Source organism: Pseudomonas sp. CCC3.1, from assembly GCF_034347405.1.
Lineage (GTDB): Bacteria > Pseudomonadota > Gammaproteobacteria > Pseudomonadales > Pseudomonadaceae > Aquipseudomonas.
Genome location: NZ_CP133778.1, coordinates 5432747 through 5457067, shown reverse-complemented (window position 1 = coordinate 5457067; position 24321 = coordinate 5432747). Strand labels below are relative to the sequence as shown.

The following is a 24321-nucleotide window of genomic DNA, read 5'->3' as shown; positions in this document are numbered from 1 at the left end:
CCACACAAGAGCAATTAATGCGCCAGCATACCTTACCGCCCATGCCTGTATCTGAACGTAGCCTCTGCTTCAGGTGCAAACGCCTATATGCACCGCAGCGGCTGTGCCTATAGGCGTGGGTCAAATTACTTGCCGCACACCAGATAAAAACTCATCGATGAATCGCCAGATGGCCGATCAAGCCCAAGCATAACCCCGATGACATTGACCTCTTCACGGGTCGGTTTACTCGACAACTTGGCGATGCCATGGAGTACGTGCTCATAACTCGAACTATCGAACGTCGAAACGTGGCAATACTTCGGCGCTTTATTAAAAGCACCGGGCATAAATTTAATTTTATAACTAGCGCCGTAATCTTTTTGACTGGTGTATTCAGTAGAATTTATCCAGTTTGGCGATTGAGCCTCTATCTTTCCGTCATGGGTAATAGTGGCTGAATAAGTGACCGACTTAGTCGCCGCGCTCACGCTTACAGCGCCAGCCATAAGCCCTAGAGCCGATAACATAGAAATCAATATTTTCATGGTATTCCTTCGATAATGCAGGGCATTACATCGGCTCAACGCATGCCATAGAGGCCGAGAACAGGGTATTGCGAGGCATGCAAGCTCACCAGCGCTATCAATCAGCTTTCATTTAATAACGCATACAAGATCATTCAATAACCGATGTAACTACTCAATATAATTAAACACCCTTTAGCCGTCTGTCACTTCATCTAAGCCGTGAAACTACAACGCGTCAAGCCGTCAAAGTACAACTAGGCTGGCAACTAAACAAATAAGACAGGTACTACTATCCCGCAGGAAACAAACTACGCACTCACTAATACAACCACTCAACAAGAACCGCGAATACTTACACTTAAACCCGGCTGCACTCTATACGGTTGCGGCCATTATGTTTGGCTCGGTACAACGCTTCGTCTGCCCGCTTAAGTACGTGTTCGCTGCGATCTGCGAGCTTGAAGGGCGCCAGACCAATAGAGCACGTGAGCGTCACAGGCTCGCCCTTGAAATGGAACGGGCAAGCCTCGATGGCCGCGCGCAGTTTTTCGAGCAATTGCAAACCCGCTGCCAGGGTTGTATCGGGAATTAACAAGACAAACTCTTCACCCCCAAATCGGGCGATGAAGTCATTCGCCCGCAAGTGCTTGCGAAGTTGTGCGGCCACAATTTTAAGCACTTTGTCGCCCGCCAGATGGCCATAGCCATCATTGATGCGCTTGAAGTGATCAAGGTCGAGCATGGCTATCAGCAACGGATTGCCGTGGGCTTGCCACTGTTGAACTTCAAACGCCAGCCGTTCGCCCCAGGCAGCCCGATTGGGCAAGCCGGTCAACGGATCGATCAGGGCTTTGAGACGCTGCTCTTCGAGGTGCTCTCGGTAGTCCTGGGCCTGCTGCTCCATGAAAGCCACCCGCTCGGCCAACCCTTGCAGGTGCTCGGAGAGTTCTTGCTCACGAGCATCACGCTGTTGCTGGTGCTGGTCCATCGTGCCCAGCAGACCTTCAAGACGGGCTTCAAGGATGTGTTTGAGGCTGTTGAGGTCGACGGCCTCTTGCACACTGCTCTGCAGGCCATCGACGTGCTCGCGCAACTGGTTGTCCAACTCAGCCGCAGCCGATCGCCCATGGGCGTGGCCGTCACTGGCAGCTTGCAGGTTGTTTTGAAACGATTCGAGCCGCTCATTGAGCTGTTTGAGGTAGGTCTCAAACTCATGCTGGCCGCCGTCGGTGATGGCCAGCATCAAAACAGCCAGATCGTCGAGAATCGGCAGTAATTCGTACCAATTGAGACCTTTTTCGAGACGACGACGCATGGACTCAGCTTGCGGCCGATGATGTTCGGGCAGCGACAGATCGTTCAGCAAGCCGAGCAAGGTCGATTCAATGTGCTCCGCGACCGAGCTGTAGGTGGGCTCGGGACTTTCCGGGAGGGCATACGCCGTGTCGACTGCCACTGGTGCAGGTGCGCGCTCTGGCTCCGGCTCGGGCTCAGACTGTTCAAGCTCGTCCCGAAGTGCCTCAACGGGTTGATCCGAACGCGTATTTTCAGCGTCCACCAGCGCCACGACCGACTCAAGGGCGCCACTTGAGGCCTCTTCAGTGAGCGAGTCGGGAGCAGGCGCTAAGGGCGCCTCAGGAGCCTCTTGATCGAGAGCCGGCAGCGCGGGCTGAACGTCAATGGCTTTAGAAGAAGGCGCCGCAACCGGTTTGGAGGCAGGCAATGGCGCCGCAATGCTGGATGCCGGGGCAGGGGGCTGAGCCTCGCTGGCTTGCGAGGCGCCCTTATCGGCGTCTTGAGCGCCAAACAGCCGCTGCAAAAGGTTCGGTTTCGGCGGCTCGGCTTCATGGCGCTGAGGCGCCAGCGCAAGGCCCTGCAAGTTGCTCAGTTCACTCAGCAACAACGGTATTTCGCGGGCCTGGGTCACTCGGTTATCGAGCTGCCTGGCGAATGTCTTCAGTGGCTTGCTGACTTCGCGGGGCAGGGGCAGGGCTTGCAGCTGGGTCACCAGCGCATTGAGCGCGACGCTCATTTGATCAATGCGCGTTTCGCGGCGCTGTTCGGAATCGAGTACGGCCTTTTCGAGACGTGGCAGCAAGGCTGCCAAGGGTGCGTCCATGTCATCGGTGCGCACCGCTTCACGCATTTCTTTCATGTACTGATCAACGGTCCGGTCCGTGCCTTCTGCCGCCAACGTGCTACGCACCAGGCCGCGGCGCAACAGGTCGAGACGCGCTTTCCAGCGGCGTTCGAGCTTGTCTTGCTGCTCGACGCTCTTCAGGTATTTCTCTTTCCAGCGTTTGGCGTCGTCAGCGGTCATACCAACGGCTCACGCACAGAACTCAATACGGGCAGTGAGTCGACACCGACGGAGCCCGGCAAACGGATTTCAACGGCTACCGGCAAATGATCGGAAATAGGCTGGTCCAGGACTTGTACACGCTCAAGGGTCAGGCCTGGGCTGAGCAAAATATGGTCAAGGCAACGCTGCGGGCGCCAGCTGGGGAAGGTCGCTTCCATTTGTGGCGCCAGCAAACCGAGGTCGCGCAAAGGAGACGCTTGCAACAGGTCATTGGCGTGGGTGTTCATGTCGCCCATCAAAACCTGATGCTGATAGCCGCCAATCAGCTCACGGATGTACGCCAACTGCAGGGTGCGGGTTTTCGTGCCTAATGCCAGGTGCATGACCACCACGACCAGCGCATCGGGGCCATCCCCGAAACGCACTAAAATTGCGCCACGACCCGCAGGGCCGGGCAAGGGGTGATCCTCAATCGCCGTAGGACGCAAGCGGCTGAGCACGCCATTGCTGTGCTGAGCCAGACGACCGAGGTTGCGATTGAGTTGTTGATACCAGTAAGGGAATTCGCCCTGTTGGGCCAGGTATTTGACCTGATTGACGTAGCCGGATCGGTGGCTGCCGCCATCGGCTTCCTGTAACGCGACCAGATCGAAGTCGCTCAACAAGTCGCCTATCTTTTCCAGATTACCCGCCCGCCCTTTGTGTGGCAGCAGGTGCTGCCAGCTGCGGGTCAGGTAATGACGGTAACTGTGCGTGCTGTTACCTACCTGGATATTGAAACTGAGCAAACGCAAACGCCGATCATCCGGCAGGCCACTGGCGGCCAAATGATCTTCGTTGACCTGCGGTTCGTGCAGGCCAACTATTCGTTCGCTCTTCCAGCGCCGCATGGGAAAGGCCGCCGCTTAGTTTTTGGCGGTCGGTGCTGCTTTCTCTTCTGCACGCTCTTTGGCGATCAGTTGGTCAGCAACGTTCAATGCATTCTCAGAGCCGCCTGTAGAACCGATGTCGAAGCGGTACTTGCCATTAACAATCATGGTGGGTACGCCTGAGACCTCGTACTTTTTGGCCAACTCTTTGGCCTGGGCAATTTTGCCTTTGATGGCGAAGGAGTCGAAAGTTTGCAGGAACTTATCTTTGTCTACGCCCAGAGTGGCCACGAAATCAGCCATGTCATTCTTGTCGGTCAAACGCTTGCCTTCTTTCTGAATGGCATTGAAGACGGCAGCGTGAACCTTGTTTTCCACACCCATGGCATCCAGGGTCAGGAACAGTTGACCGTGCGCATCCCATGGACCGCCAAACATGGCCGGCAGACGGACGAAATGCACATCAGCAGGCAGCTTCTCTACCCAAGGATTGATCGTTGGCTCAAATGCGTAGCAATGCGGGCAGCCGTACCAGAACATCTCAACCACTTCGATCTTGCCAGGCACCGCAACCGGAACAGGGTTTGACAGTTGTGTATAGGTCTTGCCGGCTTCTAGCGGTACATCGGCAGCTTGAGCCGTCATGCCAAACAGAGTGGCCGTAACGAGAGCGGCGCTGAGAATCAGATTACGCATGCTTTACTCCTGGACAAATAAGGTCGCCTGACGTGACCTGTTTTCAGACAGGCCCGTGCGGCTTTGAGTTCGGTAGTGTAGCGGCAGATACCATGAAAAAGGGCAGCCTCGGCTGCCCTTTCACACTTACATTCAAAGATTAAACGATTGTTAACGCCAATCAGCCCCTTCAAGACTGGTTGCGCCGACAGCACAAAAACTAGTGCAAACCTTGAATGTAGCTGGCCAAAGCCTTGATGTCCTTGTTGCTCAGCTTGGCGGCAATACCGCGCATGATCATCGAGTCGCCGTCGTTGGTGCGTTCGCCTTCACGGAAGTCGGTAAGCTGTTTCTCAATGTAACTGGCGTGCTGGCCACCCAGGTGCGGGAAGCCAGCAGCGGCCAAGCCCTGACCATCGGGTGAGTGGCAACCGGTGCAGGCCGGCATGCCTTTTGACAGGTCACCACCACGAAACAACGCCTCACCGCGCGCAACCAATGCAGGGTCAGCAGCACCGACGCTGCCCTTTTGGCTGGAGTAATAAGCGGCGATATCCGCGAGATCCTGATCGTTCAGGTTGGCCAGCAAACCGGTCATTTCAAGCACCTGGCGCTTGCCGTCCTTGATTTCATGCAGTTGCTTGAGCAGGTATCGATCACCTTGCCCAGCCAATTTGGGGAAGTTAGGGGCCATGCTATTGCCGTCTGGACCGTGACAAGCGCCACACACAGCGGTTTTTGCCTGGCCTGCTGCGGCATCACCTACAAGGGTGGTGCCTGCGGCCTGAGCGATACCACTAACGCCCAAGGTCAACAGCAGACTCACGAATAGTTTGTTCATCAGCTAATCCAACTACGGCTAAGGGTTAAGAGTTATGCCGGGCTTACTCATTCATCCGCTGGATGATTGGCTGGTAATCCTCGACACTGCAGTCCGTGCACAACCACGCGGCGGCATCGCCTTTACACCCTGGGTCACGTGTTGTACCAACGCCTGCTTAACTTACCCTTGGCCTTTACACCCGATTTCGGTGTTATGAATCGCTGACCTTCATGGCAGGCAATACAAACGCGGTTGTACACGGCTTCCGGATCCTGTGTAGCCTGAACGCTGTAAAAGCGGCATCAAGACACCGGCAGCAGCCATCTCGTCTAAAACGATTCTTTCAGGGTTGGAGCTTGTTGCGTTCTAATGCGCAACCTAGGTCTACAGCTCCCGCGGACTTCGTCCTACGCTGGGACAAAGCACACACAAAATCTGCGGCATTATATACTGGCGCCACTGAAACGGAAACGACACGCTCGCCGCGTCCATTCCTGACGCCGCTCACATCGGATATCCCATGCAACTCAAGAACCCCATTCTCGGTCTGTGCCAACAGGCTACCTTCATGCTCAGCGCTGCCAAAGTTGACCAATGCCCCGATGACGAAGGCTTTGAAGTCGCATTCGCCGGGCGCTCCAACGCAGGCAAGTCCAGCGCACTCAACACGCTGACCCACGCCAGCCTGGCCCGCACGTCGAAAACGCCAGGGCGCACGCAACTGCTGAACTTCTTCAAATTGGACGAAGATCGTCGCCTGGTCGACCTGCCGGGTTATGGCTACGCCAAGGTGCCGATCCCGCTGAAAATGCACTGGCAGCGTCACCTGGAAGCTTATTTCGGCAGCCGCGAAAGCCTCAAAGGCGTGATTTTGATGATGGATATTCGTCATCCAATGACCGATTTCGACCTGTTAATGCTCGACTGGACCGTCTCCAGCGGCATGCCGATGCATATTTTGCTGACCAAAGCCGACAAACTGACGTACGGCGCAGCCAAAAACACGTTGCTCAAAATTCAGTCTGACATTCGCAAGCAGTGGGGCGACAGCGTCACTATCCAGCTGTTTTCCACCCCAAAACGTATGGGCCTGGAAGAGGCGTACACCGTACTGGCTCGCTGGATGGAACTGCCGAACAAAGGCGAAGAAGAAAGCGCCGAGTCATAAATCGCAGGCAAAAAAAACCCCGGACTTCGTATGGGGGAGGGAAGTTCGGGGTTCAAGTACTGGACCGTTAGGGCGGGGTCCAGAATTCTGCCAACACTTAACACAACATTAGGAGCATTGAAGGGCTTCACCTAAGCCATTCAAATAATCTGAGTCGTGTCTGGCAGGATTAGTTCCTGCGGCTTAAAAACTATTTGGCATAAATCGCCCAGCAAGCCCGGACCGTAGCAGTTGCCGCAGGCTACGTCCGGGGGCGAAGCCGCCGTAAAGTCTGACACCCCGGTGTGCCAGACAAACCCAGTCCTCAGCAATTACGATCGCTTCGCAATCGAACGTAGCCTCGCGTAACTCGGCAACTGCTACGCGATGCAAAGAGGGCTGTTAATGCGCCTCGTCCCAGTTATTGCCCACGCCCACTTCGACCACCAGCGGTACGTCGAGCTTGGCCGCCTCACTCATGTGCACACGTAATTCGTCGCGCACCAGGTCCACCAGGTCTTCACGCACCTCAAGCACCAATTCATCGTGCACCTGCAGGATGACGCGGGCATCGAGGCCTGAAGCCGTCAACCAGTTATCCACAGCCACCATGGCTTTCTTGATGATGTCTGCCGCCGTGCCCTGCATCGGGGCGTTGATCGCCGTACGTTCTGCGCCTTTGCGCAGCGCCGGGTTTTTCGCGTTGATCTCTGGGAGGTACAGACGACGACCGAAAATAGTCTCGACATACCCTTGTTCGGCCGCTTGGGCGCGCGTGCGCTCCATGTAGTCCAGTACACCCGGATAACGCGCAAAGTAGCGGTCGATATAAGCCTGTGACTGCTTGCGGTCGACGCCAATCTGCTTGGCCAGGCCAAAAGCGCTCATGCCATAAATCAAACCGAAGTTGATCGCCTTGGCGCTGCGACGCTGGTCAGTCGTGACGTCACTCAGCTCCACGCCAAACACCTCAGCCGCCGTGGCGCTGTGCACGTCCAGGTCGTTGCGGAAAGCGTTCAGCAGTCCTTCGTCCTTGGCCAAGTGCGCCATGATCCGCAGTTCGATCTGCGAGTAGTCCGCCGCCAGCAGTTTGTAGCCTTTAGGCGCCACGAACGCCTGACGGATCCGGCGGCCTTCGGCGGTGCGGATCGGGATGTTCTGCAGGTTTGGATCACTGGACGACAAACGCCCGGTCGCCGTGACGGCCTGATGGTAAGACGTGTGAATACGCCCGGTGCGCGGGTTGATCTGCTCTGGCAGGCGGTCGGTGTAGGTGCTTTTCAGCTTGCTCATCGAGCGGTACTGCATCAGCACTTTGGGCAGCGGGAAATCCTGCTCAGCCAATTCAGCCAACACGGCTTCAGCGGTCGAAGCCTGTCCTTTGGCGGTTTTGCTGATGATCGGCAGACCGAGTTTTTCGTACAGGATCACGCCCAATTGCTTGGGCGAGCTGAGGTTGAATTCTTCACCAGCGATGGCAAAAGCCTCACGCTCAAGGGCAACCATCTTGTCGCCCAACTCAACGCTCTGTACGCCCAGCAGCTTGGCGTCCACCAGTGCGCCTTGGCGTTCAATGCGCGCCAGAACTGGCACCAGCGGCATTTCAATGTCCGTCAGCACACTGTTCAGGCTTGGAATCGCTTGCAGCTTTTCGTGCAGCACGTGGTGCAAACGCAGGGTCACATCAGCGTCTTCGGCGGCGTACGGCCCGGCCTGTTCCAGCGAGATCTGATCAAATGTCAGCTGTTTGACGCCTTTGCCGGCAATGTCCTGGAAACTGGTGGTGCTGTGGCCCAGGTACTTGAGCGCCAGACTGTCCATGTCATGGCGAGTGGCCGTGGAGTCGAGCACGTACGACTCAAGCATGGTGTCGAAAGCAACGCCCTGCACCACGATGCCGTTGGTCTGATCGCCGCCGATGGCGCAGTTGGCCAGAATGTTCATGTCGAACTTGGCGTGCTGACCGACTTTGAGCTTGTTCGGATCTTCGAGCAGCGGCTTGAGCGCTCGCAGCACCGTGTCGCGGTCCAGTTGCTCTGGCACGCCCATGTAGGAGTGAGTCAACGGAATGTAGGCCGCTTCGCCGGGCTTGACCGCAAATGACACACCCACCAATTGCGCCTGCTGCGCGTCCAGACCAGTGGTTTCAGTGTCAAAGGCAATCAACTTGGCGTCGTTGAGCTTTTTCAGCCACACATCGAAGAGGGCCTGATCGAGGATGGTGACGTACTGCTGCGCTTCGGTCGGCGCCGCAGGCTCTTCGTGCACGATCACCTGACCGGCGCGCTTGGCTTCACGTTCGACTTCGGCGATCCAGCTTTTGAATTCCAGCTCGGTGTACAGCTCAATCAGCTTTTCGCAGTCAGGCGCTTTGAGGTGCAGGTCTTCCAGACCGATATCCAACGGCACATCGACTTTAATCGTGGCCAACTGGTACGACAAAAACGCCATTTCCCGGTGCTCTTCGAGCTTCGCGGGCAGGTTTTTAGCGCCGCGAATCGGCAAGGTCGGCACGATGTCGAGCTTTTCATACAGGTCGACCAGACCGCCGCCTACACCTACCAACAGGCCAGAAGCGGTTTTCGGGCCAATGCCCGGAACGCCAGGGATGTTGTCGGACGAGTCGCCCATCAACGCGAGGTAATCAATGATTTGCTCGGGCGAGACGCCAAATTTCTCTTTGACGCCTTCGATGTCCATCGTGCTGCCGGTCATGGTATTGACCAGCGTGATGTGGCCATCGACCAGTTGCGCCATGTCTTTGTCGCCGGTCGAGATGACCACTGGTCGGTCCGCAGCCGCGCTGCTGCGCGCCAATGTGCCGATCACATCGTCTGCTTCAACGCCTTCGACGCACAACAAAGGGAAGCCCAGGGCGATCACGCTGGCGTGCAATGGCTCGATTTGCACCCGCATGTCATCGGGCATGCTCGGGCGATTGGCCTTGTATTCGGCGTACATGTCATCGCGAAATGTCCCGCCCTTGGCGTCGAAAACCACTGCAAACGGGCTGTCCGGGTACTGCTTTCGCAGACTCTTCAGCATGTTCAATACACCCTTCACGGCGCCTGTCGGCAGGCCCTTGGAGGTAGTCAGCGGCGGCAGCGCGTGAAAAGCGCGGTACAGATATGAAGAACCGTCCACCAGGACGAGGGGAGCTTGGCTCATGAGCAGGATCAACCTTTTCGGCGAGTCCGGCGCTAGAATGTCCGGACCAATGACGACAAAGGGACAAGGTTATCATGCGCACACTCAATCGCCTGTTGCTGACCGGCTTGTTTGCAATCACTCCGCTGGTAACCTTTGCGGCTGACAGCTCACCTACCGGTGATCCAGAAGTAACCATTCGCACGGAAGGCGATAAAACCATTCAGGAATACCGTCAAAACGGGTTCCTCTACGCCATCAAGGTGACCCCAAAAGGAGCGCCGCCGTACTTTTTAGTGCGCGCTGATGGCACTGATGCCAATTTCATCCGTTCCGACCAGCCGGATATGCTGATTCCTTCGTGGAAAATCTTCGAGTGGAAATAGCGTCTTAACTTTAATTGGCGCCGCGACGGCGGCGCCCGCACTGGCAATTTAAACCATGTCTGTATTCACCCCACTGACTCGCCCGGAGCTGGAGACTTTTCTTGCGCCTTACGAACTCGGCCGTTTGCTCGATTTCCAGGGGATTGCCGCGGGTAGCGAAAACACCAACTATTTCATCAGTCTTGCGCAGGGCGAGTTTGTCCTGACCTTGGTAGAACGTGGCCCGATCAAAGAAATGCCCTTCTTTATCGAGCTGCTGGACGTGCTGCACGACGCAGACCTGCCGGTGCCTTTTGCCCTGCGCACCGTCGACGGCCAAGCCCTGCGCGAACTCAAAGGCAAGCCAGCGCTGCTGCAACCGCGCCTGGCCGGCAAGCACATTCGTGAAGCCAATGCCCAGCATTGCGCACAGGTCGGTGAACTGCTCGGCCACTTGCACGTCGCCACACGCGACAACGTACTGGAACGCAAGACGGACCGCGGCCTGGACTGGATGCTGGCGGAAGGCCCCGCGTTAATGGCCGATTTGTTGCCTGAAGCGGCCGATTTGCTGCAAAAAGCGCTGGATGAAATCACCGCACGCAAAGCGCAGATTCTGGCGCTGCCACGGGCCAACCTGCACGGGGACCTGTTTCGCGATAACGCAATGTTCGAAGGCACGCATCTGACGGGGCTGATCGACTTTTACAACGCCTGCTCCGGCCCGATGCTGTACGACGTGGCGATTGCCCTGAACGACTGGTGCGCTGACGAAGAGGGCCAGCTTGACGGCCCGCGTGCCCGTGCGCTGCTCGGGGCGTACGCCGCACTGCGCCCGTTTACCGCCAGCGAAGCCGAGTTGTGGCCGACAATGTTGCGTGTGGCCTGCGTACGGTTTTGGTTGTCGCGCTTGATTGCGGCCCATACGTTTGCGGGCCAGGACGTGCTGATCCACGACCCGGGCGAGTTCGAACGCCGCTTGGCATTGCGCCAAAGCATCACCGTCCAACTGCCGTTCGCGCTCTAACCCATACTCTGTAGCCGCTGCCGCAGGCTGCGATAAGGGCCGCAGGACCTTCGCTTTTCATTCAAAAGCGGGGTCGCTGCGCAACCCATCGCAACCTGCGGCAGCGACTACAGGTGTGTTTGCTTCACAAACTCTCCAGGCAACCCGCCAGATCATTGCCGAGTTTTTCCAGCAGTTGTTCATAACCCTGCGCAGTTGCCGGGGTGAAGCCGCCCAAGGGATCCAGTTCAGCCAATTTGACCGGCAAACCCGCCGTCAACGTGTCTGCCAGACGCGGGCGCAGCGGTGGATCGCTGAATACGCAGGTCTTGCCCACTTCCTGCAAGCGCTGGCGCATCGCCGCAACGTGCTGAGCACCCGGCTGGACTTCCGATGCCACGCTGAACACGCCCGCGTGCTTAAGGCCGTAAGCGCTTTCGAAATAGTCGTAGCCTTCATGGAACACAAAGAACGGCTTGCCCGCAATCGCCGCCATACGCGTTTTGAGGCGCGCATCCAACGCATCCAGGCGCTCATTGAAGGCCTTGAGGTTGCTTTGGTATTTCGGCGCATTGGCCGGGTCTTTCTCACTCAAATCTGCTGCCATTTTTGCCGCAATCACCCGAGCGTTGTCAGGCGCCAGCCACAAGTGCGCGTCCAACGTGCCGGGACGATGATCGTGATCATGTTCAGCGGCATCGTCTTCGTCATGAGAATGACTGTCTTGGGAGAAATGGCGCAGCTTCAAACCCGGCAAGGTTTGCACGGTCACGGAAGGCAGAGTGCGGGTTTTAATCACCCGTGGCAGAAAACCTTCCATGTCAGGGCCGATCCAGTACAACAAGTCAGCCGATTGAACGCGCCGTACGTCGGATGGACGCAACGCATAGTTATGCGGCGATGCATTCGGCGGCAGCAGCACCTCGGGCTGGCCCACGCCGTCCTGCACGGCTGCGGCAATTAGCTGCAAAGGCTTGATGCTGGTCAGCACGTTGACCTCGGCCTGAGCCGGGCTAATCACCAACAAACTGGCGGACAAAGCAATAAAAATCGCAAAAATACGGGGCACGATGAGCACTCAGGATGGCTTAAACGGGTAACATAATAACGTCTCTCTCGGAAATCGTCGCCGCCCATGCCTATAACACCGCTTGCCAGCCGTCCCCATGACCACTCCCATTGTGTCCACAGTGCGCTCTCTGAGGCCGATGTCTTGTGCGCGCAAAAGGGCTTGCGCCTCACGGCTTTGCGTCGTCGGGTACTTGAGCTGGTGTGGCAAAGCCACAAGCCGCTGGGCGCTTATGACATTCTGGCCGTGCTCAGCGAGCAAGATGGCCGCCGCGCCGCGCCACCGACCGTTTACCGGGCGCTGGACTTCCTGCTCGACAACGGCCTGGTGCACCGCATTGCCTCGCTCAACGCCTTTATCGGCTGCAGCCACCCCGAGCACGCGCATCAGGGCCAGTTCCTGATCTGCCGCAACTGCCACGCGGCCATCGAGCTTGAACAAAAAACCATCAGCGATGCGATTATCAGCAGCGCTCAGGGCGTGGGCTTTACCGTTGAAGGGCAAACCGTCGAAGTCGTCGGTTTGTGTTCGGGCTGCCGGGAGGCTTGATGAGCGCTGCACTGATTCGTCTTAGCGAGGTCTGCGTGACCTTTGCCGGGCAAAACGTGCTCGACAACATTGAGCTGAACGTTGAGCCGGGCCAGATCGTGACCCTGATAGGCCCCAACGGCGCGGGCAAAACCACGCTGGTCAAGGCGGTACTCGGCCTGCTCAAGCCCACCAGCGGCAGCGTCTGGCGCAAACCCAAGCTGCGCGTCGGTTACATGCCGCAAAAGCTGCACGTTGATCCAACGCTGCCGCTCTCGGTGCTGCGCTTTTTGCGCCTGGTGCCGGGTGTGGATCGGGCCCAAGCCCTTGCTGCACTGAAAGAAGTCGGCGCCGAAAAGGTCATCGACAGCCCGGTGCAAAGCGTTTCTGGCGGCGAAATGCAGCGTGTCCTGCTGGCCCGCGCCCTGTTGCGCAAACCCGAGCTGCTGGTACTCGATGAGCCGGTGCAAGGCGTCGATGTTGCCGGCCAGGCCGAGCTGTATAGCTTGATCACCCGCCTGCGTGATCGTCACGGCTGTGGCGTACTGATGGTGTCCCACGACTTGCATCTGGTCATGAGCACCACCGATCAGGTGGTCTGCCTCAATCGACACGTGTGCTGCTCGGGTCACCCGGAGCAGGTCAGCGGCGATCCGGCCTTCGTCGAACTGTTCGGCAAAAACGCACAAAGCTTGGCGATTTATCACCACCATCACGACCACGCCCATGATTTGCATGGCTCGGTGGTCAGCGAAGACGCCCCAGCGGCGCACGCCCACGTTCATGGAGAAGGCTGCAAGCATGGCTGATTTTCTGTTTTACGCCCTGCTGGCAGGTCTGTCTTTGGCGGTGGTTGCAGGCCCTCTGGGTTCATTTGTGGTGTGGCGACGAATGGCTTATTTCGGCGACACCTTGTCCCACGCCGCCTTGCTCGGCGTGGCGATGGGCTTTTTGCTGGATGTCAGCCCGACGATTGCCGTGACCGTGGGCTGCCTGTTGCTGGCGGTGCTTCTGGTCACGTTGCAGCAGCGTCAGCCACTGGCTTCCGACACACTGCTCGGAATTCTCGCACCCAGTACCTTGTCCCTCGGGCTAGTGGTACTAAGCTTCATGCATGAAGTGCGAATCGACCTGATGGCCTACTTGTTTGGCGATCTGTTGGCGATCAGCCCGACTGATTTGATGTGGATCATGGGCGGCAGTGCCGTGGTTCTGGCATTGTTGGTGGCGCTGTGGAGGCCGCTGTTGGCGATTACTGTGCATGAAGAGCTGGCCACCGTTGAAGGCTTGCCGGTCGCGGCATTGCGCATGGCGCTGATGCTGTTGATCGCCATAGTGATTGCGGTAGCGATGAAGATTGTCGGCGTGCTACTGATCACTTCACTGCTGATCATCCCGGCAGCTGCCGCTCAACGCCACGCCCGCTCCCCGGAGCAAATGGCCTTGGGGGCCAGTCTGCTGGGGATGATGGCCGTGTGTGGTGGCCTGGCACTTTCATGGTTCAAGGACACACCCGCGGGACCGTCGATTGTGGTGTGTGCCGCTGCACTGTTTCTGCTGAGTTTTGTTCTGCCCCGTCGAGGGGTGTAGACTTGCTCGTTTTTTGCGCACTTAGAGAGCCGCAGGAATGAAGCTGTTTAACTCCCGTTATTTGCTCCTGGCCGCAGTTTGCTTGCTGCTGGGCGCCTGCCAAAGTACACCTTCGGTCGACAATCAAGTCGACCAGGCGCGTGCGGCGGCCATTGCACAGCTGGAGCAAAACCTGGCCAGCAGCGAACTCGCGACCGCCGAAGATGAATTGGCCGCTTTACAGGCCCAAACGCCAGATGACCCGCAATTGGTTCAGTACCAGCGCCAATTGGCAGAGGCCTACCTGCAACGTAGCCAAATCGTGCTGCAAAAGGGCGATGTCAACGCAGCCGCTACGGCGCTGAGCCGTGCCCGCGCACTGATGCCTAAAGCGCCAGCCCTGACAGGCGGCGTCAACAGCGCCATCGCTCAGGCACGCAAGGTCGAACTGGAAAAAGCCGAAGAGGCGCTGAAAGCCGCCGAAGCCCGCCCCGCAGCCAAGGTCATTGATCCGACAGCGGAACACACCACCGTCACGCTCAACATCACCGATATTGCGAAACTTCGCCATCAACTGGATTTGATCGCGCAAGACATCGTCAATTATCAGTGCGCCGTGGTCTTGCAGGTTCCGCGCACAGCAGACTACCCGTGGCTGGCCACGCTGGTGAGCAAGCGCGTCAAAAAGCTCGACCCGGGGTTTGACCTGAGCTTGGAGCGTCAGGTCATCCGCCATGTGCCTGCGCAAGTGGTTCTCATACCGCGCAAGCCTTGAAACAAACGTTCGCCGCCTGTGCCAATCCAGAGTTTTCGCCCTTGCGAGACGCTGGCACACGCGGCGATTGGCATTTTATGGCCGATGATTTCCTTATTTCCAAATCATCGGTTGACCCATCAATAAATGCTAAGTCCTTTATATACGGACAAGCTAAAATGCGCGCCCAGCTAACCGCTGCTCTTTGTCCTCGCGCCCCACAAGGTCCGCTACGTGATTGAGTTTCATAACGTTCATAAAACTTACCGGGTTGCCGGTAAGGACATTCCCGCGCTGCACTCCACCAGTTTGCGTGTTGAGAGCGGCCAGGTTTTTGGCCTGATTGGCCATTCCGGCGCGGGTAAAAGTACATTGCTGCGCCTGATCAACCGCCTCGAAACCCCGAGCGGCGGGCAGATCATTGTCGACAACGAAGACGTGACGGCCATGGATGCCAACGGCCTGCGGCGTTTTCGTCAGCAAGTCGGGATGATCTTCCAGCACTTCAACCTGCTGGCGTCCAAGACTGTTGCCGACAACGTAGCGATGCCTCTGACGCTGGCAGGTGAATTGTCCCGCAGTGAAATCGACCAACGTGTTGCCGAGTTGCTGGCACGCGTGGGCCTGTCAGATCACGCTAAAAAATACCCGGCGCAGCTCTCAGGCGGCCAAAAACAACGCGTCGGCATTGCCCGCGCCTTGGCCACCAAGCCCAAAGTTTTGCTGTGCGACGAGGCCACCAGCGCCCTGGACCCGCAAACGACGGCGTCGGTGTTGCAATTGCTGGCTGAAATCAACCGCGAACTGAAGCTCACCATCGTCCTGATCACCCACGAGATGGATGTGATCCGCCGTGTGTGCGACGAAGTGGCCGTGATGGACGCTGGCGTTATCGTCGAGCAAGGCCCGGTGTCACAGGTGTTCTTGCACCCCACGCACCCGACCACCAAGCGCTTTGTGCAGGAAGATGAGCAGGTCGACGAAAGCGAACAGCGCGACGTTTTCGCCCATGTGCCGGGCCGCATCGTGCGCCTGACCTTCCAGGGCGAAGCGACCTACGCGCCGTTGTTGGGAACCATCGCTCGCGAAACGGGCGTGGACTACAGCATCCTCGCGGGCCGTATCGACCGCATCAAAGACACTCCCTACGGGCAACTGACCCTCGCCATCACCGGTGGCGACATGGAAGCGGCTTTCGCACGCTTTACCGCGGCTGACGTACATATGGAGGTGCTGCGCTAATGGACACTTTAGTGAGCTTTTTCGCCAACATTGACTGGTTCGAGATCTGGTTGGCCACTGGCGACACCCTGATGATGCTCGGTGGTTCGCTGCTGTTCACCATCCTGCTCGGCCTGCCGCTGGGCGTTTTGCTGTTCTTGTGCAGCCCGCGCCAACTGTTCGAGCAGAAAGCCGTCTACGCCCTGCTGTCGCTGCTGGTGAACATTCTGCGTTCGCTGCCGTTCATCATTTTGCTGATTGTGATGATCCCGCTCACCGTGCTGATTACCGGTACCTCGCTGGGCGTCGCAGGGGCCATTCCACCCCTGGTGATCGGTGCTACGCCGTTCTTCGCCCGTCTGGTGGAGACCGCCTTGCGCGAAGTCGATCGCGGCATCATCGAAGCCACACAGGCGATGGGCGCCAGCACGCGTCAGATTATTACCAGCGCTTTGCTGCCAGAAGCGCGTCCCGGCATCTTTGCTGCGATTACCGTGACCGCCATTACGCTGGTGTCCTACACCGCCATGGCCGGTGTGGTGGGCGCGGGCGGCCTGGGTGACCTGGCGATTCGTTTCGGTTACCAACGTTTCCAGACCGACGTGATGATTGTCACGGTGGTGCTGTTGCTGATTCTGGTGCAAATTCTGCAAACCGTTGGCGATCGGCTGGTGGTGCACTTTTCGCGCAAGTAAGCTCGACCTCTCGTTAATAAACGTAACCGCCAGCACGCGCTGGCAAACACCTGGAATCAGGTGTTAACAAGGAGTTGCTGAATGAAGAAGTTATTTGCTGCTGTGGCCGCTGTTGCGGCATTTTCGGCCCACGCGGGCGACCTGTCGGTCGCGGCGACCCCAGTGCCTCACGCAGAGATCCTGGAGTTCGTGAAACCTGCGCTGGCCAAAGAGGGTGTAAACCTCAAGGTCAAAGTCTTCACCGACTACATCCAGCCCAACGTGCAGGTGGCCGAAAAGCGTCTTGACGCTAACTTCTTCCAACACCAGCCGTACCTGGATGAGTTCAACAAAGCCAAGGGCACGAATTTGGTCAGCGTTGCGTCCGTTCACCTTGAGCCGCTGGGCGCGTACTCCAGCAAATACAAAAAGCTTGATGAGCTTAAAGACGGCGCCACCGTGGTGATCCCGAACGACGCCACCAACGGCGGCCGCGCGCTGTTGCTGCTGAACAAGGCCGGACTGATCAAGCTCAAGGACTCGAACAACATCCTGTCGACGCCAAAAGACATCGTTGAAAACAAGAAAAACCTGAAGTTCCGCGAACTGGAAGCAGCCACCATTCCACGCGTACTGACTCAGGTTGACCTGGCACTGATCAACACCAACTACGCGCTGGAAGCCAAGCTGGACCCGGCAAAAGACGCACTGGTCATTGAAGGCAGCGACTCGCCTTACGTGAACATCCTGGTGGCACGTCCGGACGACAAAGACTCCGAAGACATGAAGAAACTGGTTGCTGCCTTGCACACACCAGAAGTGAAAGCCTACATTCTTGAGAAGTACAAAGGCGCCATCGTTCCAGCGTTCTGATACACCTGACTCTCTGTAGGAGCAGCCGGTCGACGCTCGATTGCTCGCGATCTTTTGATCTTTTAAAAGATCGCGAGCAAGCTCGCTCCTACAGTAGATCTATACCCCCGCCTTACGGCCTCTCCACCAACCCCGGTAACTGGGCAATCATTTTCTGATTGTTGAACGGGGCGCGGATAAAACCTCGCTGCGTCCCGTCCGGGCCGATCAAGGCCAGGTTGCCGCTGTGATCAACGGTGTAATTGGGCTTGCTGGTATCCGCCGGAATGAACGGGATGCTCACGGCGCTGGCCAGGGTTTGCAACGCTTGGACGGAGCCCGGCGTCAGGCCCACAAACTGCGGATCGAAATAGCCCAGATACTGTTTGAGTTGCTGAGGGGTATCGCGGTTCGGGTCGACACTGACCAGCACAATTTGCAGTTTGTCCTGCACCTCTTTCGGCAGCTCGCTTTTGATCTGACGCAGTTGGGAGAGGGTGGTTGGACAAATGTCAGGGCAGAAGGTGTAACCAAAAAACAGCAGGCTCCACTTGTCCTTCAGCTCATTCATGAGCACCGGCTGGCCGTCTTGATTGGTCATTTTCACGGCTGGCAGGTGGCGGCTTTGCGGCAGCAGAATAATCCCGGCATCAATCAGTGCTGTGTTATTGCCCTGGTTTTTGCTCGACATCAGGCTGTTGAACACCAGCCCCATGATCAACGCCAACAGCGCAACTAAAATGAAAACAGTTTTTTGGGTTCTAGTCATAAGCTCAACACTTCGTAGTGGTTGATAAACAACGTGAAATACAGCGTACGTGAAGACGTTGATCGCGGTATGCGGCGCAGCGCCACGGCAAAACCTGACTCCCGCGACAAATGGCACTCACTGCCCGGTCACAAAATGAATAACAATACGCCCCCTGAAAAAAAGGCCCTCCTTTGTTGAAGGCTATTTTTGAAGCTTTCCCCTGGTTCAGCGCCCCCCTGGAGTTCCCATGAACACCGCCGCCATCCGCGAGCAGATCTTGCGTGCCCAAGCACTTGATGCCAAAACAGGCCTGCTTACCCAGCACCTGAGCGTTCAGTTCCCTCACCTTCATAAGGCGATTCACGTGCCTGATGCGGAAAAGAACGCAGTGCTGACCCGCTTTGTCAGCGCCTATATTGAGCAGGTGCCTGACTTGCTTGATGCCGCCCATGACGTCGCTCGCGAAGCCGGTATCGAATCACAAATCAAACCCGTGCTGAAAATTGCCGAACAGTTTTTTACTCAGCCACCGCCAGAGTTGCTCGGCCACGAAGGGCTTGAAGGCCTGCTGGATGAGGCCTACCTGGCACACCGGCTGGTCGAAGAAGTGAACGATATCTACATCAAGCACTTTAGCCAGCCGCTGATTCCGCTGGACATGACTGTGGCCAACTTGATTGCTCACCAGTTGATTGGTGAAGACTTTGCCAACCAGCTCGACGAAGCCGTGCACCACTCCGTCGAGCAGATGCTCAATGATGAAAGCTTTTCTCTGGAGTCGGTCGAAGCTTATCGCGAAAAGCTCACCAGCCCGGACACAGGGGCTGCGTGGAAACGCTGGCCATGCCTGTCCAAGCAACTGGGCGTCGAACTGAAGCTGTCACCAGACCTGTAACGAGCTTGCCTCGCGATCTTTTGATCGTTTAAAAGATCAAAAGATCGCGCCTACAGCAGATCGTTTAAAAACGCGCTTTAGGCGTCGCACTCGGGATCGGATGGGTCCCGTCCAGCGGTAGGAAACAGCCTTTATCCGCGTCGTAAGCTTTGATCTCGCTGGTCTCGATGTCGTAGACCCAGCCATGAATGAACAAGTGCCCGCTGGCCATGCGCGACGCCACGGACGGGTGAGTGCGCAAGTGTTGCAGCTGGGCGATGACGTTCTCTTCCGTCAGCACGTGCATGCTTTCGGATTCATTGGCGCAGTTGCAGTTGTCCTGGACCATGGTTTTCGCGACTTCAACATGGTGGAGCCAGGCTTTTACCGTCGGCATCTTTTTCAGGCTGCCGGGGTTGAGCACGGCGCGCATCGCGCCACAATCCGAATGCCCGCAAATGATGATGTGCTGCACACCGAGTGCCAGCACCGCGTACTCAATGGCGGTCGAAACGCCACCGTTCATCTGTCCGTAAGGCGGCACGACGTTGCCGACGTTACGCGTCACGAACAAATCGCCGGGGGCACTTTGAGTGATCAGCTCGGGGACAATGCGCGAGTCGGCGCAGGCAATAAACATCGCGCGCGGGCTTTGCGCCGTGGCGAGTTTTTTGAAGAAGGCTTCTTGTTCAGGGAAGATTTCGTGATGGAAATGTAAAAAGCCATCAACGATATGGTGCAAGGCTGCATCGGCGCTTTCGGCGGGTGAAGGGCTGGCGGTAGAGGCAGTTGGTTGTGGTTTCTGCTTGTCGCTCATATGAATCCCCTGGGCAAAGTGGCACCGGATATTACACGCTCACCTCGTAAAACTGTAGCCGCTGCCGCAGGCTGCGAAGGGACTGCGGCGCTTTTGAGAAACGGGTTGCTGCGCAACCCTTCGCAGCCTGCGGCAGCGACTACTACAGGGTCATGACGATATTTCGGCCAGCGCCTTGGCAGCCTCAGCCAGTTCCAGCTCATTGAAGACCTGGACCCCGGCCGCGCTGAGCAACGCAGCCGTCACGCCTTGGCCTGCAACCTTGGTACCGCTGAACGTGCCGTCATAGGTCAATCGATTGCCGCAAGACGGGCTGTTGGCCTTGAGGACAGCAATGCGAATGTTGTGTTGCTTGACCAGGGCCAGCGCCTGATTCGCACCCGACACAAACGCTTCGGTCACGTCTTCACCCTCGGTGGTCATCACCGGCGCACTGCCGTTGAGCACATCAAGTCCTTGGCCGCCGGGGATTTCAGCCGCCGCACGCGGTATTGGCAAACCGCCTGCCACTTCGGGGCACAAGGCAATCACCCGACCTTCATCCTGCCACTTCACTAATGGGTCATACGGGCCACTGGCCCCGGCGTCGTAGCGCACGCGGTGACCCAACAGGCAGCGACTGACCAACACTTTAGAACTCATAAAAGCACCTCGGTCGCTCGCCGACGGAACCAGCCGGTCAACGACAGACGGTCACGCGTGGCGGGCATCACTTCATGGGGGATTTCACCCGAGAGAAAAACCACCAGACAGCCACCCGTCGGCAGCACGTCGTAATCCACGCCCCCCTCAAGGTACATACGCAAATGCCCGCCGTGTTCGGGCAACCAGGCCTGATTGAGGTACACCACCGCCGAGACCATGCGCCGGTCATCGTCGCGAAAACGGTCCAGGTGCTTGAGGTAAAAGGCGCCGGGCGGGTAGAGCGCGAAATGGCTTTCAAAGTCCTCCAGGCCCAAAAAAAGCCTGCGATTCATGGCGATTCGCAGGCTTTCCATTAACCCTAGATAGCTGTCGCAGGCCAGAGCCTCTCCCGGCTCCAGCCATTGAATATGGTCGCCGCGGATACCCTCACGGACCTCTTGCGCCGGGCCACGTCCCACGGCAGCCGGGGTCAATTCACCCTGGGCGGAACGTTTATGGCACTCAGCCGCCAGTTCGAGAGTCAAAGCCTCGGGCAGAAAGATGTTTTGCTGCGACCAACCCTGTGCGTACAGGTCGTCGACGATGCGTAGCAACAGCGGGTGATCAGTGGGTATTTGCATGCCGCGCATAATATCGACACGCCTTAAAATCTGACAGCTCCGCCTAGCTGGCCGCGCAGAAATATTTCAGTTGGTCATTTAAAGCCTTTGGTGCGAGACGAATTCTCGACAAGTCCTAGGCCACACCCGGACAATAGCGCCCTGCTGACAGGAGTCCTTCATGCGCCGCTTGTTTTTACTGTTAATGATGTTTTGTACGTTACCCGCATGGGCAGACAACCTCGATGACCTGTTCACCGGCGCTGGCTGGCCCGAGCAACGCGCGCATTTCAATGACGCCCTGACCGCCGCCCAGGAACGCTACCGCAACAATTTGCCACCGGCGGTTTATCAAGCGCTGGTCAACAACAGCAGCCAGCGTTTCGCCGCTGACGCTATGGATCGACGGGCCAAGGCGCAGATGCGCAAACACTTGCCCAACCCCAACCCGGCACTGGCTTTTTTCCAGTCACCATTGGGGCGCAAAATTGTGGCCGCAGAACTCCTGGCCACCCGTCGCGATCAGTTGGCCAAGCACGCGCAAGGCTTGCCGCGCATTGAAGCCAGCGCCACCCGTCAATTGCTGATCAACCATTTATCCAACGCCTTGCCTGCGCGTGAAGCGGGCGCGGAAGTCACGCTCGCCATTGCCGGGGTCGCTGCTGACAGTTTGAGTTCGATGATCCCCGGGCTGCTAGGCAGCGGCCAGTCTCAAGGCATGCTGGATAGCCAGCGCCAACGACTGATGGAGCAAATTGCCAGCGAACTGGATAACACCTTGCTCTTTGTGTACCGCGACTTGTCTGATCCGGAGCTGGAAGAATTCGCCACCTTCGCTGAATCGCCGGACGGCAGGACCTACTATCAGGCAGCGCTGGCAGCGATCAGGGCAGGACTGGCGGTGGGCCAAAGCACGGCTAGCCTGACCCAATAACCCGCGCGTTAAACCAGCACTTGCCGCGTACTGGCGATGTACTCATGCACCAACTTCTCGGCGCTGGGATGAATCATCTCCACCGGGCGACGGCCATTAGGGCAGGGCAGAGTCGGTGTAGTACCAAACAGACGACAGATTAACGGGCGCTCTTCATACACCGTGCAACCGTTTGGCCCCAGGTGCACACAGTTCAACTCGTCCATCGCCGCTTCTTGCTCGGCAGCCGTCTTGCGCGGAAGGCGGGCCATTTCTTCAGATGACGTGGTCACAGGCCCACAGCAGTCATGACAACCCGGCACGCAATCAAACGACGGGATTTGCTGCCTGAGAAAGCGAATTTTGTGACTGTTGCAGCTCATCCACGGCTTCCCGGCTTTGAAAAGGGCACAGAGTCTGCCTGAAAATCCCCGCGCTAGACAGCACCGTACGGCTGTTCTTGCCCCTCGGGATTGGCACGGCTTATGCTCCGTAAAATTTTCCAAACATAAACAATCAGGATTACGCACATGAGCGCCCCGGATCAGCGCAGCCAGCACACCGCTTCTTATTACGCCGCCAGCAGCCTGCCGCAGCCCGACCATCCGGTGTTGCAAGGCGAACTGGTGGCTGACGTGTGCGTGGTCGGCGGTGGTTTTTCCGGGCTCAACACTGCGCTGGAACTGGCCGAGCGCGGCATGAGCGTCGTCCTGCTCGAAGCTCACAAAATCGGCTGGGGCGCCAGCGGACGCAACGGCGGGCAACTGATTCGCGGCGTTGGTCATGGCCTGGATCAGTTCGAAGGGGTGATCGGCAAAGAGGGCGTGCGGCAGATGAAACTGATGGGGCTGGAGGCAGTGGAAATCGTTCGCCAGCGCGTCGAGCGTTTCAACATTGCCTGCGACCTGACCTGGGGTTACTGCGACCTGGCCAACAAACCCCGCGACCTTGAAGGCTTTGCCGAAGAATCCGAAGAGCTGCGCGGTTTGGGCTATCGCCATGAAACCCGTCTGCTGCAAGCCAACGAAGTGCGCAGCGTGGTGGGCTCGGACCGCTACGTCGGCGGCTTTGTCGACATGGGTTCGGGCTACCTGCACCCACTCAACCTGGCGCTGGGCGAAGCCGCCGCCGCGACCCAACTGGGCGTGAAGCTGTTTGAAAACTCCAGCGTCACCCGCATCGATTACGGCCCTGAAGTGCGCGTCCACACCGCCCAAGGCTCGGTGCGAGCCAAAAGCCTGGTGCTGGGCTGCAACGCTTACCTCAAGGACTTGAACCCGCAGCTCAGCGGCAAGGTCCTGCCAGCGGGCAGTTACATCATCGCCACTGAGCCATTGAGCGAAGCCCAGGCCCACGCCTTGCTCCCGCAAAACATGGCGGTGTGCGATCAGCGCGTGGCGCTGGATTACTACCGGCTGTCGGCTGACCGTCGCTTGCTGTTCGGCGGCGCGTGCCATTACTCGGGCCGCGACCCGCAAGACATTGCCGCCTATATGCGGCCCAAGATGCTGGACGTGTTCCCGCACCTTAAGGACGCAAGAATTGATTACCAATGGGGCGGCATGATCGGCATCGGTGCCAACCGTTTGCCACAGATTGGTCGCCTCAGCGATCAACCCAACGTGTATTACGCACAGGCGTACTCAGGCCACGGGGTGAATGCCACGCACCTGGCGGGCAAGCTGCTGGCCGAGGCCATCAGTGGCCAACAGAGCACGGGGTTCGACCTGTTTGCCAAAGTCCCGCACATCACCTTCCCAGGCGGCAAATACCTGCGCTCACCCTTGCTGGCGCTGGGCATGCTGTGGCACCGCTTGAAAGAACTGGGCTGACCCATCCCCCGTAGGAGCGAGCTTGCCTCGCGATCTTTTGATCTTTTAAAAGTTCGCCCCTACGGAAAGTTTGGGCTGTATCACGGGCGCCAAAACGGTTTGCAGCCTTCGTCCCGGGCCATTTCGGCACTCAAGCCCACGTCCCGCAGTTGCTGCGCGTCCAGCTTAAGCAAGGCACGGCGGGTGCGGGCGCGGTGCCAATACAAACCCCAACGACCCAGACCGGTGGGCGCTCTGACGATTTGACGGGCCTCGTGTTCGGCCAGCAATTGCGGACCGTGTAATGTCAGACGTACATCGCTCAAACCATTCATCACGCAGCTCCTTTTGACTCCGTTGCTTGGAGTCAGCATGATGGCCTTGCGCCGAAAACCATGACA

26 protein-coding genes and 1 pseudogene are annotated in these 24321 nt (G+C 57.7%); 13 read left to right on the top strand and 14 right to left on the bottom strand.

The genetic code is table 11. The features are described from left to right. Positions 1-125 precede the first annotated feature (125 nt). The 6 genes and pseudogenes from RHM56_RS23940 to RHM56_RS23915 form a co-directional block, all read right to left on the bottom strand. Positions 126-527, bottom strand: a complete 402-nt coding sequence (locus RHM56_RS23940; RefSeq protein ID WP_322236691.1) for a hypothetical protein — start codon at positions 525-527, stop codon at positions 126-128. Positions 528-867: 340 nt separating this feature from the next. Beyond that, entirely contained in the window at positions 868-2829 is a 1962-nt protein-coding gene (locus RHM56_RS23935; RefSeq protein ID WP_322236689.1) for a diguanylate cyclase, read from the bottom strand. After that, complete coding sequence (locus RHM56_RS23930; RefSeq protein ID WP_322236687.1) at positions 2826-3701, bottom strand: endonuclease/exonuclease/phosphatase family protein; 876 nt, start codon at positions 3699-3701, stop codon at positions 2826-2828. The genes RHM56_RS23935 and RHM56_RS23930 overlap by 4 nt, the downstream gene beginning before the upstream one ends. A 15-nt stretch (positions 3702-3716) precedes the next feature. Further along, positions 3717-4376 (bottom strand): thiol:disulfide interchange protein DsbA/DsbL, encoded by a 660-nt coding sequence (locus RHM56_RS23925; RefSeq protein ID WP_322236685.1) that lies wholly within the window; start codon positions 4374-4376, stop codon positions 3717-3719. Positions 4377-4575: 199 nt separating this feature from the next. Next, the gene (locus RHM56_RS23920) at positions 4576-5196 is read right to left on the bottom strand and encodes a c-type cytochrome (RefSeq protein WP_322236683.1); all 621 of its coding nucleotides are present in this window, start codon (positions 5194-5196) and stop codon (positions 4576-4578) included. A gap of 18 nt (positions 5197-5214) precedes the next feature. Then, positions 5215-5502 (bottom strand): annotated as a pseudogene (locus tag RHM56_RS23915) (c-type cytochrome). A gap of 196 nt (positions 5503-5698) precedes the next feature. On the opposite strand from RHM56_RS23915, the gene yihA reads away from it, so the two are divergent. Further along, entirely contained in the window at positions 5699-6346 is a 648-nt protein-coding gene (gene yihA / locus RHM56_RS23910) for a ribosome biogenesis GTP-binding protein YihA/YsxC (RefSeq protein WP_322236681.1), read from the top strand. A gap of 381 nt (positions 6347-6727) precedes the next feature. Here the strand turns inward: yihA and polA are convergent, their stop codons facing one another. Further along, positions 6728-9493: a DNA polymerase I gene (polA, locus tag RHM56_RS23905; protein ID WP_322236679.1), complete on the bottom strand. Its 2766-nt coding sequence runs from the start codon at positions 9491-9493 to the stop codon at positions 6728-6730. A 74-nt stretch (positions 9494-9567) separates the two neighbouring features. On the opposite strand from polA, the gene RHM56_RS23900 reads away from it, so the two are divergent. Together RHM56_RS23900 and RHM56_RS23895 are read left to right on the top strand one after the other, a co-directional pair. Continuing rightward, entirely contained in the window at positions 9568-9858 is a 291-nt protein-coding gene (locus RHM56_RS23900) for a DUF2782 domain-containing protein (protein ID WP_322236677.1), read from the top strand. Between the two features lie 55 nt (positions 9859-9913). After that, positions 9914-10864 carry a homoserine kinase gene (locus RHM56_RS23895; protein WP_322236675.1) on the top strand — a complete coding sequence of 317 codons (951 nt, stop codon included), beginning with the start codon at positions 9914-9916 and terminating at the stop codon, positions 10862-10864. Between the two features lie 124 nt (positions 10865-10988). Here RHM56_RS23895 and znuA read toward each other — a convergent pair whose 3' ends face one another. Continuing rightward, positions 10989-11921 carry a zinc ABC transporter substrate-binding protein ZnuA gene (znuA, locus tag RHM56_RS23890; protein ID WP_416194871.1) on the bottom strand — a complete coding sequence of 311 codons (933 nt, stop codon included), beginning with the start codon at positions 11919-11921 and terminating at the stop codon, positions 10989-10991. A gap of 57 nt (positions 11922-11978) precedes the next feature. Between znuA and RHM56_RS23885 the strand changes: the two genes are divergently transcribed. The 7 genes from RHM56_RS23885 to RHM56_RS23855 all read left to right on the top strand — a co-directional run bounded on the left by RHM56_RS23885 (position 11979) and on the right by RHM56_RS23855 (position 17531). Next, positions 11979-12461, top strand: coding sequence for a Fur family transcriptional regulator (locus RHM56_RS23885; RefSeq protein ID WP_322236671.1), 483 nt, complete (start codon positions 11979-11981; stop codon positions 12459-12461). Continuing rightward, the gene (gene znuC / locus RHM56_RS23880) at positions 12461-13249 is read left to right on the top strand and encodes a zinc ABC transporter ATP-binding protein ZnuC (RefSeq protein WP_322236669.1); all 789 of its coding nucleotides are present in this window, start codon (positions 12461-12463) and stop codon (positions 13247-13249) included. The genes RHM56_RS23885 and znuC overlap by 1 nt, the downstream gene beginning before the upstream one ends. Further along, positions 13242-14030, top strand: a complete 789-nt coding sequence (gene znuB / locus RHM56_RS23875) for a zinc ABC transporter permease subunit ZnuB (RefSeq protein WP_322236667.1) — start codon at positions 13242-13244, stop codon at positions 14028-14030. The genes znuC and znuB overlap by 8 nt, the downstream gene beginning before the upstream one ends. Before the next feature lie 37 nt (positions 14031-14067). Further along, on the top strand, positions 14068-14784 hold the full coding sequence (locus RHM56_RS23870) for a PA5502 family lipoprotein (protein ID WP_322236665.1): 717 nt from the start codon (positions 14068-14070) through the stop codon (positions 14782-14784). Between the two features lie 213 nt (positions 14785-14997). Continuing rightward, on the top strand, positions 14998-16005 hold the full coding sequence (locus tag RHM56_RS23865; RefSeq protein WP_322236663.1) for a methionine ABC transporter ATP-binding protein: 1008 nt from the start codon (positions 14998-15000) through the stop codon (positions 16003-16005). After that, positions 16005-16679: a methionine ABC transporter permease gene (locus RHM56_RS23860; protein ID WP_322236661.1), complete on the top strand. Its 675-nt coding sequence runs from the start codon at positions 16005-16007 to the stop codon at positions 16677-16679. The genes RHM56_RS23865 and RHM56_RS23860 overlap by 1 nt, the downstream gene beginning before the upstream one ends. Before the next feature lie 81 nt (positions 16680-16760). Further along, positions 16761-17531: a MetQ/NlpA family ABC transporter substrate-binding protein gene (locus RHM56_RS23855; RefSeq protein ID WP_322236659.1), complete on the top strand. Its 771-nt coding sequence runs from the start codon at positions 16761-16763 to the stop codon at positions 17529-17531. A 112-nt stretch (positions 17532-17643) separates the two neighbouring features. Here the strand turns inward: RHM56_RS23855 and RHM56_RS23850 are convergent, their stop codons facing one another. Next, on the bottom strand, positions 17644-18279 hold the full coding sequence (locus RHM56_RS23850) for an SCO family protein (RefSeq protein ID WP_322236657.1): 636 nt from the start codon (positions 18277-18279) through the stop codon (positions 17644-17646). A gap of 229 nt (positions 18280-18508) precedes the next feature. On the opposite strand from RHM56_RS23850, the gene RHM56_RS23845 reads away from it, so the two are divergent. Continuing rightward, complete coding sequence (locus RHM56_RS23845; RefSeq protein ID WP_322236655.1) at positions 18509-19156, top strand: hypothetical protein; 648 nt, start codon at positions 18509-18511, stop codon at positions 19154-19156. 64 nt (positions 19157-19220) lie between these two features. Here RHM56_RS23845 and RHM56_RS23840 read toward each other — a convergent pair whose 3' ends face one another. From RHM56_RS23840 to RHM56_RS23830, 3 genes are all read right to left on the bottom strand, one after another. Beyond that, positions 19221-19952, bottom strand: coding sequence for a carbonic anhydrase (locus RHM56_RS23840; protein WP_322236653.1), 732 nt, complete (start codon positions 19950-19952; stop codon positions 19221-19223). A gap of 150 nt (positions 19953-20102) precedes the next feature. Next, complete coding sequence (locus RHM56_RS23835) at positions 20103-20594, bottom strand: DUF523 domain-containing protein (RefSeq protein WP_322236651.1); 492 nt, start codon at positions 20592-20594, stop codon at positions 20103-20105. Further along, positions 20591-21226 carry a 2OG-Fe(II) oxygenase gene (locus RHM56_RS23830; RefSeq protein ID WP_322236649.1) on the bottom strand — a complete coding sequence of 212 codons (636 nt, stop codon included), beginning with the start codon at positions 21224-21226 and terminating at the stop codon, positions 20591-20593. The genes RHM56_RS23835 and RHM56_RS23830 overlap by 4 nt, the downstream gene beginning before the upstream one ends. A gap of 151 nt (positions 21227-21377) precedes the next feature. On the opposite strand from RHM56_RS23830, the gene RHM56_RS23825 reads away from it, so the two are divergent. Continuing rightward, entirely contained in the window at positions 21378-22130 is a 753-nt protein-coding gene (locus RHM56_RS23825) for a DUF2059 domain-containing protein (protein WP_322236647.1), read from the top strand. A gap of 8 nt (positions 22131-22138) precedes the next feature. Here RHM56_RS23825 and RHM56_RS23820 read toward each other — a convergent pair whose 3' ends face one another. Beyond that, positions 22139-22492: a YkgJ family cysteine cluster protein gene (locus RHM56_RS23820; RefSeq protein WP_016782682.1), complete on the bottom strand. Its 354-nt coding sequence runs from the start codon at positions 22490-22492 to the stop codon at positions 22139-22141. Positions 22493-22639: 147 nt separating this feature from the next. Here RHM56_RS23820 and RHM56_RS23815 point away from each other — a divergent pair, with 147 nt between their 5' ends. After that, positions 22640-23941 carry an FAD-binding oxidoreductase gene (locus tag RHM56_RS23815; RefSeq protein ID WP_322236644.1) on the top strand — a complete coding sequence of 434 codons (1302 nt, stop codon included), beginning with the start codon at positions 22640-22642 and terminating at the stop codon, positions 23939-23941. 80 nt (positions 23942-24021) lie between these two features. Here the strand turns inward: RHM56_RS23815 and RHM56_RS23810 are convergent, their stop codons facing one another. Next, positions 24022-24255 carry a DUF1127 domain-containing protein gene (locus RHM56_RS23810; RefSeq protein WP_322236642.1) on the bottom strand — a complete coding sequence of 78 codons (234 nt, stop codon included), beginning with the start codon at positions 24253-24255 and terminating at the stop codon, positions 24022-24024. Between the last annotated feature and the right edge of the window lie 66 nt (positions 24256-24321).

What these genes read in the sequence shown, in the direction of transcription:
- RHM56_RS23940 (WP_322236691.1), bottom strand. Translation starts at nt 527, where the DNA reads ATGAAAATATTGATTTCTATGTTATCGGCTCTAGGGCTTATGGCTGGC.
- RHM56_RS23935 (WP_322236689.1), bottom strand. Translation starts at nt 2,829, where the DNA reads ATGACCGCTGACGACGCCAAACGCTGGAAAGAGAAATACCTGAAGAGC.
- RHM56_RS23930 (WP_322236687.1), bottom strand. Translation starts at nt 3,701, where the DNA reads ATGCGGCGCTGGAAGAGCGAACGAATAGTTGGCCTGCACGAACCGCAG.
- RHM56_RS23925 (WP_322236685.1), bottom strand. Translation starts at nt 4,376, where the DNA reads ATGCGTAATCTGATTCTCAGCGCCGCTCTCGTTACGGCCACTCTGTTT.
- RHM56_RS23920 (WP_322236683.1), bottom strand. Translation starts at nt 5,196, where the DNA reads ATGAACAAACTATTCGTGAGTCTGCTGTTGACCTTGGGCGTTAGTGGT.
- yihA (WP_322236681.1), top strand. Translation starts at nt 5,699, where the DNA reads ATGCAACTCAAGAACCCCATTCTCGGTCTGTGCCAACAGGCTACCTTC.
- polA (WP_322236679.1), bottom strand. Translation starts at nt 9,493, where the DNA reads ATGAGCCAAGCTCCCCTCGTCCTGGTGGACGGTTCTTCATATCTGTAC.
- RHM56_RS23900 (WP_322236677.1), top strand. Translation starts at nt 9,568, where the DNA reads ATGCGCACACTCAATCGCCTGTTGCTGACCGGCTTGTTTGCAATCACT.
- RHM56_RS23895 (WP_322236675.1), top strand. Translation starts at nt 9,914, where the DNA reads ATGTCTGTATTCACCCCACTGACTCGCCCGGAGCTGGAGACTTTTCTT.
- RHM56_RS23885 (WP_322236671.1), top strand. Translation starts at nt 11,979, where the DNA reads ATGCCTATAACACCGCTTGCCAGCCGTCCCCATGACCACTCCCATTGT.
- znuC (WP_322236669.1), top strand. Translation starts at nt 12,461, where the DNA reads ATGAGCGCTGCACTGATTCGTCTTAGCGAGGTCTGCGTGACCTTTGCC.
- znuB (WP_322236667.1), top strand. Translation starts at nt 13,242, where the DNA reads ATGGCTGATTTTCTGTTTTACGCCCTGCTGGCAGGTCTGTCTTTGGCG.
- RHM56_RS23870 (WP_322236665.1), top strand. Translation starts at nt 14,068, where the DNA reads ATGAAGCTGTTTAACTCCCGTTATTTGCTCCTGGCCGCAGTTTGCTTG.
- RHM56_RS23860 (WP_322236661.1), top strand. Translation starts at nt 16,005, where the DNA reads ATGGACACTTTAGTGAGCTTTTTCGCCAACATTGACTGGTTCGAGATC.
- RHM56_RS23855 (WP_322236659.1), top strand. Translation starts at nt 16,761, where the DNA reads ATGAAGAAGTTATTTGCTGCTGTGGCCGCTGTTGCGGCATTTTCGGCC.
- RHM56_RS23850 (WP_322236657.1), bottom strand. Translation starts at nt 18,279, where the DNA reads ATGACTAGAACCCAAAAAACTGTTTTCATTTTAGTTGCGCTGTTGGCG.
- RHM56_RS23845 (WP_322236655.1), top strand. Translation starts at nt 18,509, where the DNA reads ATGAACACCGCCGCCATCCGCGAGCAGATCTTGCGTGCCCAAGCACTT.
- RHM56_RS23840 (WP_322236653.1), bottom strand. Translation starts at nt 19,952, where the DNA reads ATGAGCGACAAGCAGAAACCACAACCAACTGCCTCTACCGCCAGCCCT.
- RHM56_RS23835 (WP_322236651.1), bottom strand. Translation starts at nt 20,594, where the DNA reads ATGAGTTCTAAAGTGTTGGTCAGTCGCTGCCTGTTGGGTCACCGCGTG.
- RHM56_RS23830 (WP_322236649.1), bottom strand. Translation starts at nt 21,226, where the DNA reads ATGCGCGGCATGCAAATACCCACTGATCACCCGCTGTTGCTACGCATC.
- RHM56_RS23825 (WP_322236647.1), top strand. Translation starts at nt 21,378, where the DNA reads ATGCGCCGCTTGTTTTTACTGTTAATGATGTTTTGTACGTTACCCGCA.
- RHM56_RS23820 (WP_016782682.1), bottom strand. Translation starts at nt 22,492, where the DNA reads ATGAGCTGCAACAGTCACAAAATTCGCTTTCTCAGGCAGCAAATCCCG.
- RHM56_RS23815 (WP_322236644.1), top strand. Translation starts at nt 22,640, where the DNA reads ATGAGCGCCCCGGATCAGCGCAGCCAGCACACCGCTTCTTATTACGCC.
- RHM56_RS23810 (WP_322236642.1), bottom strand. Translation starts at nt 24,255, where the DNA reads ATGAATGGTTTGAGCGATGTACGTCTGACATTACACGGTCCGCAATTG.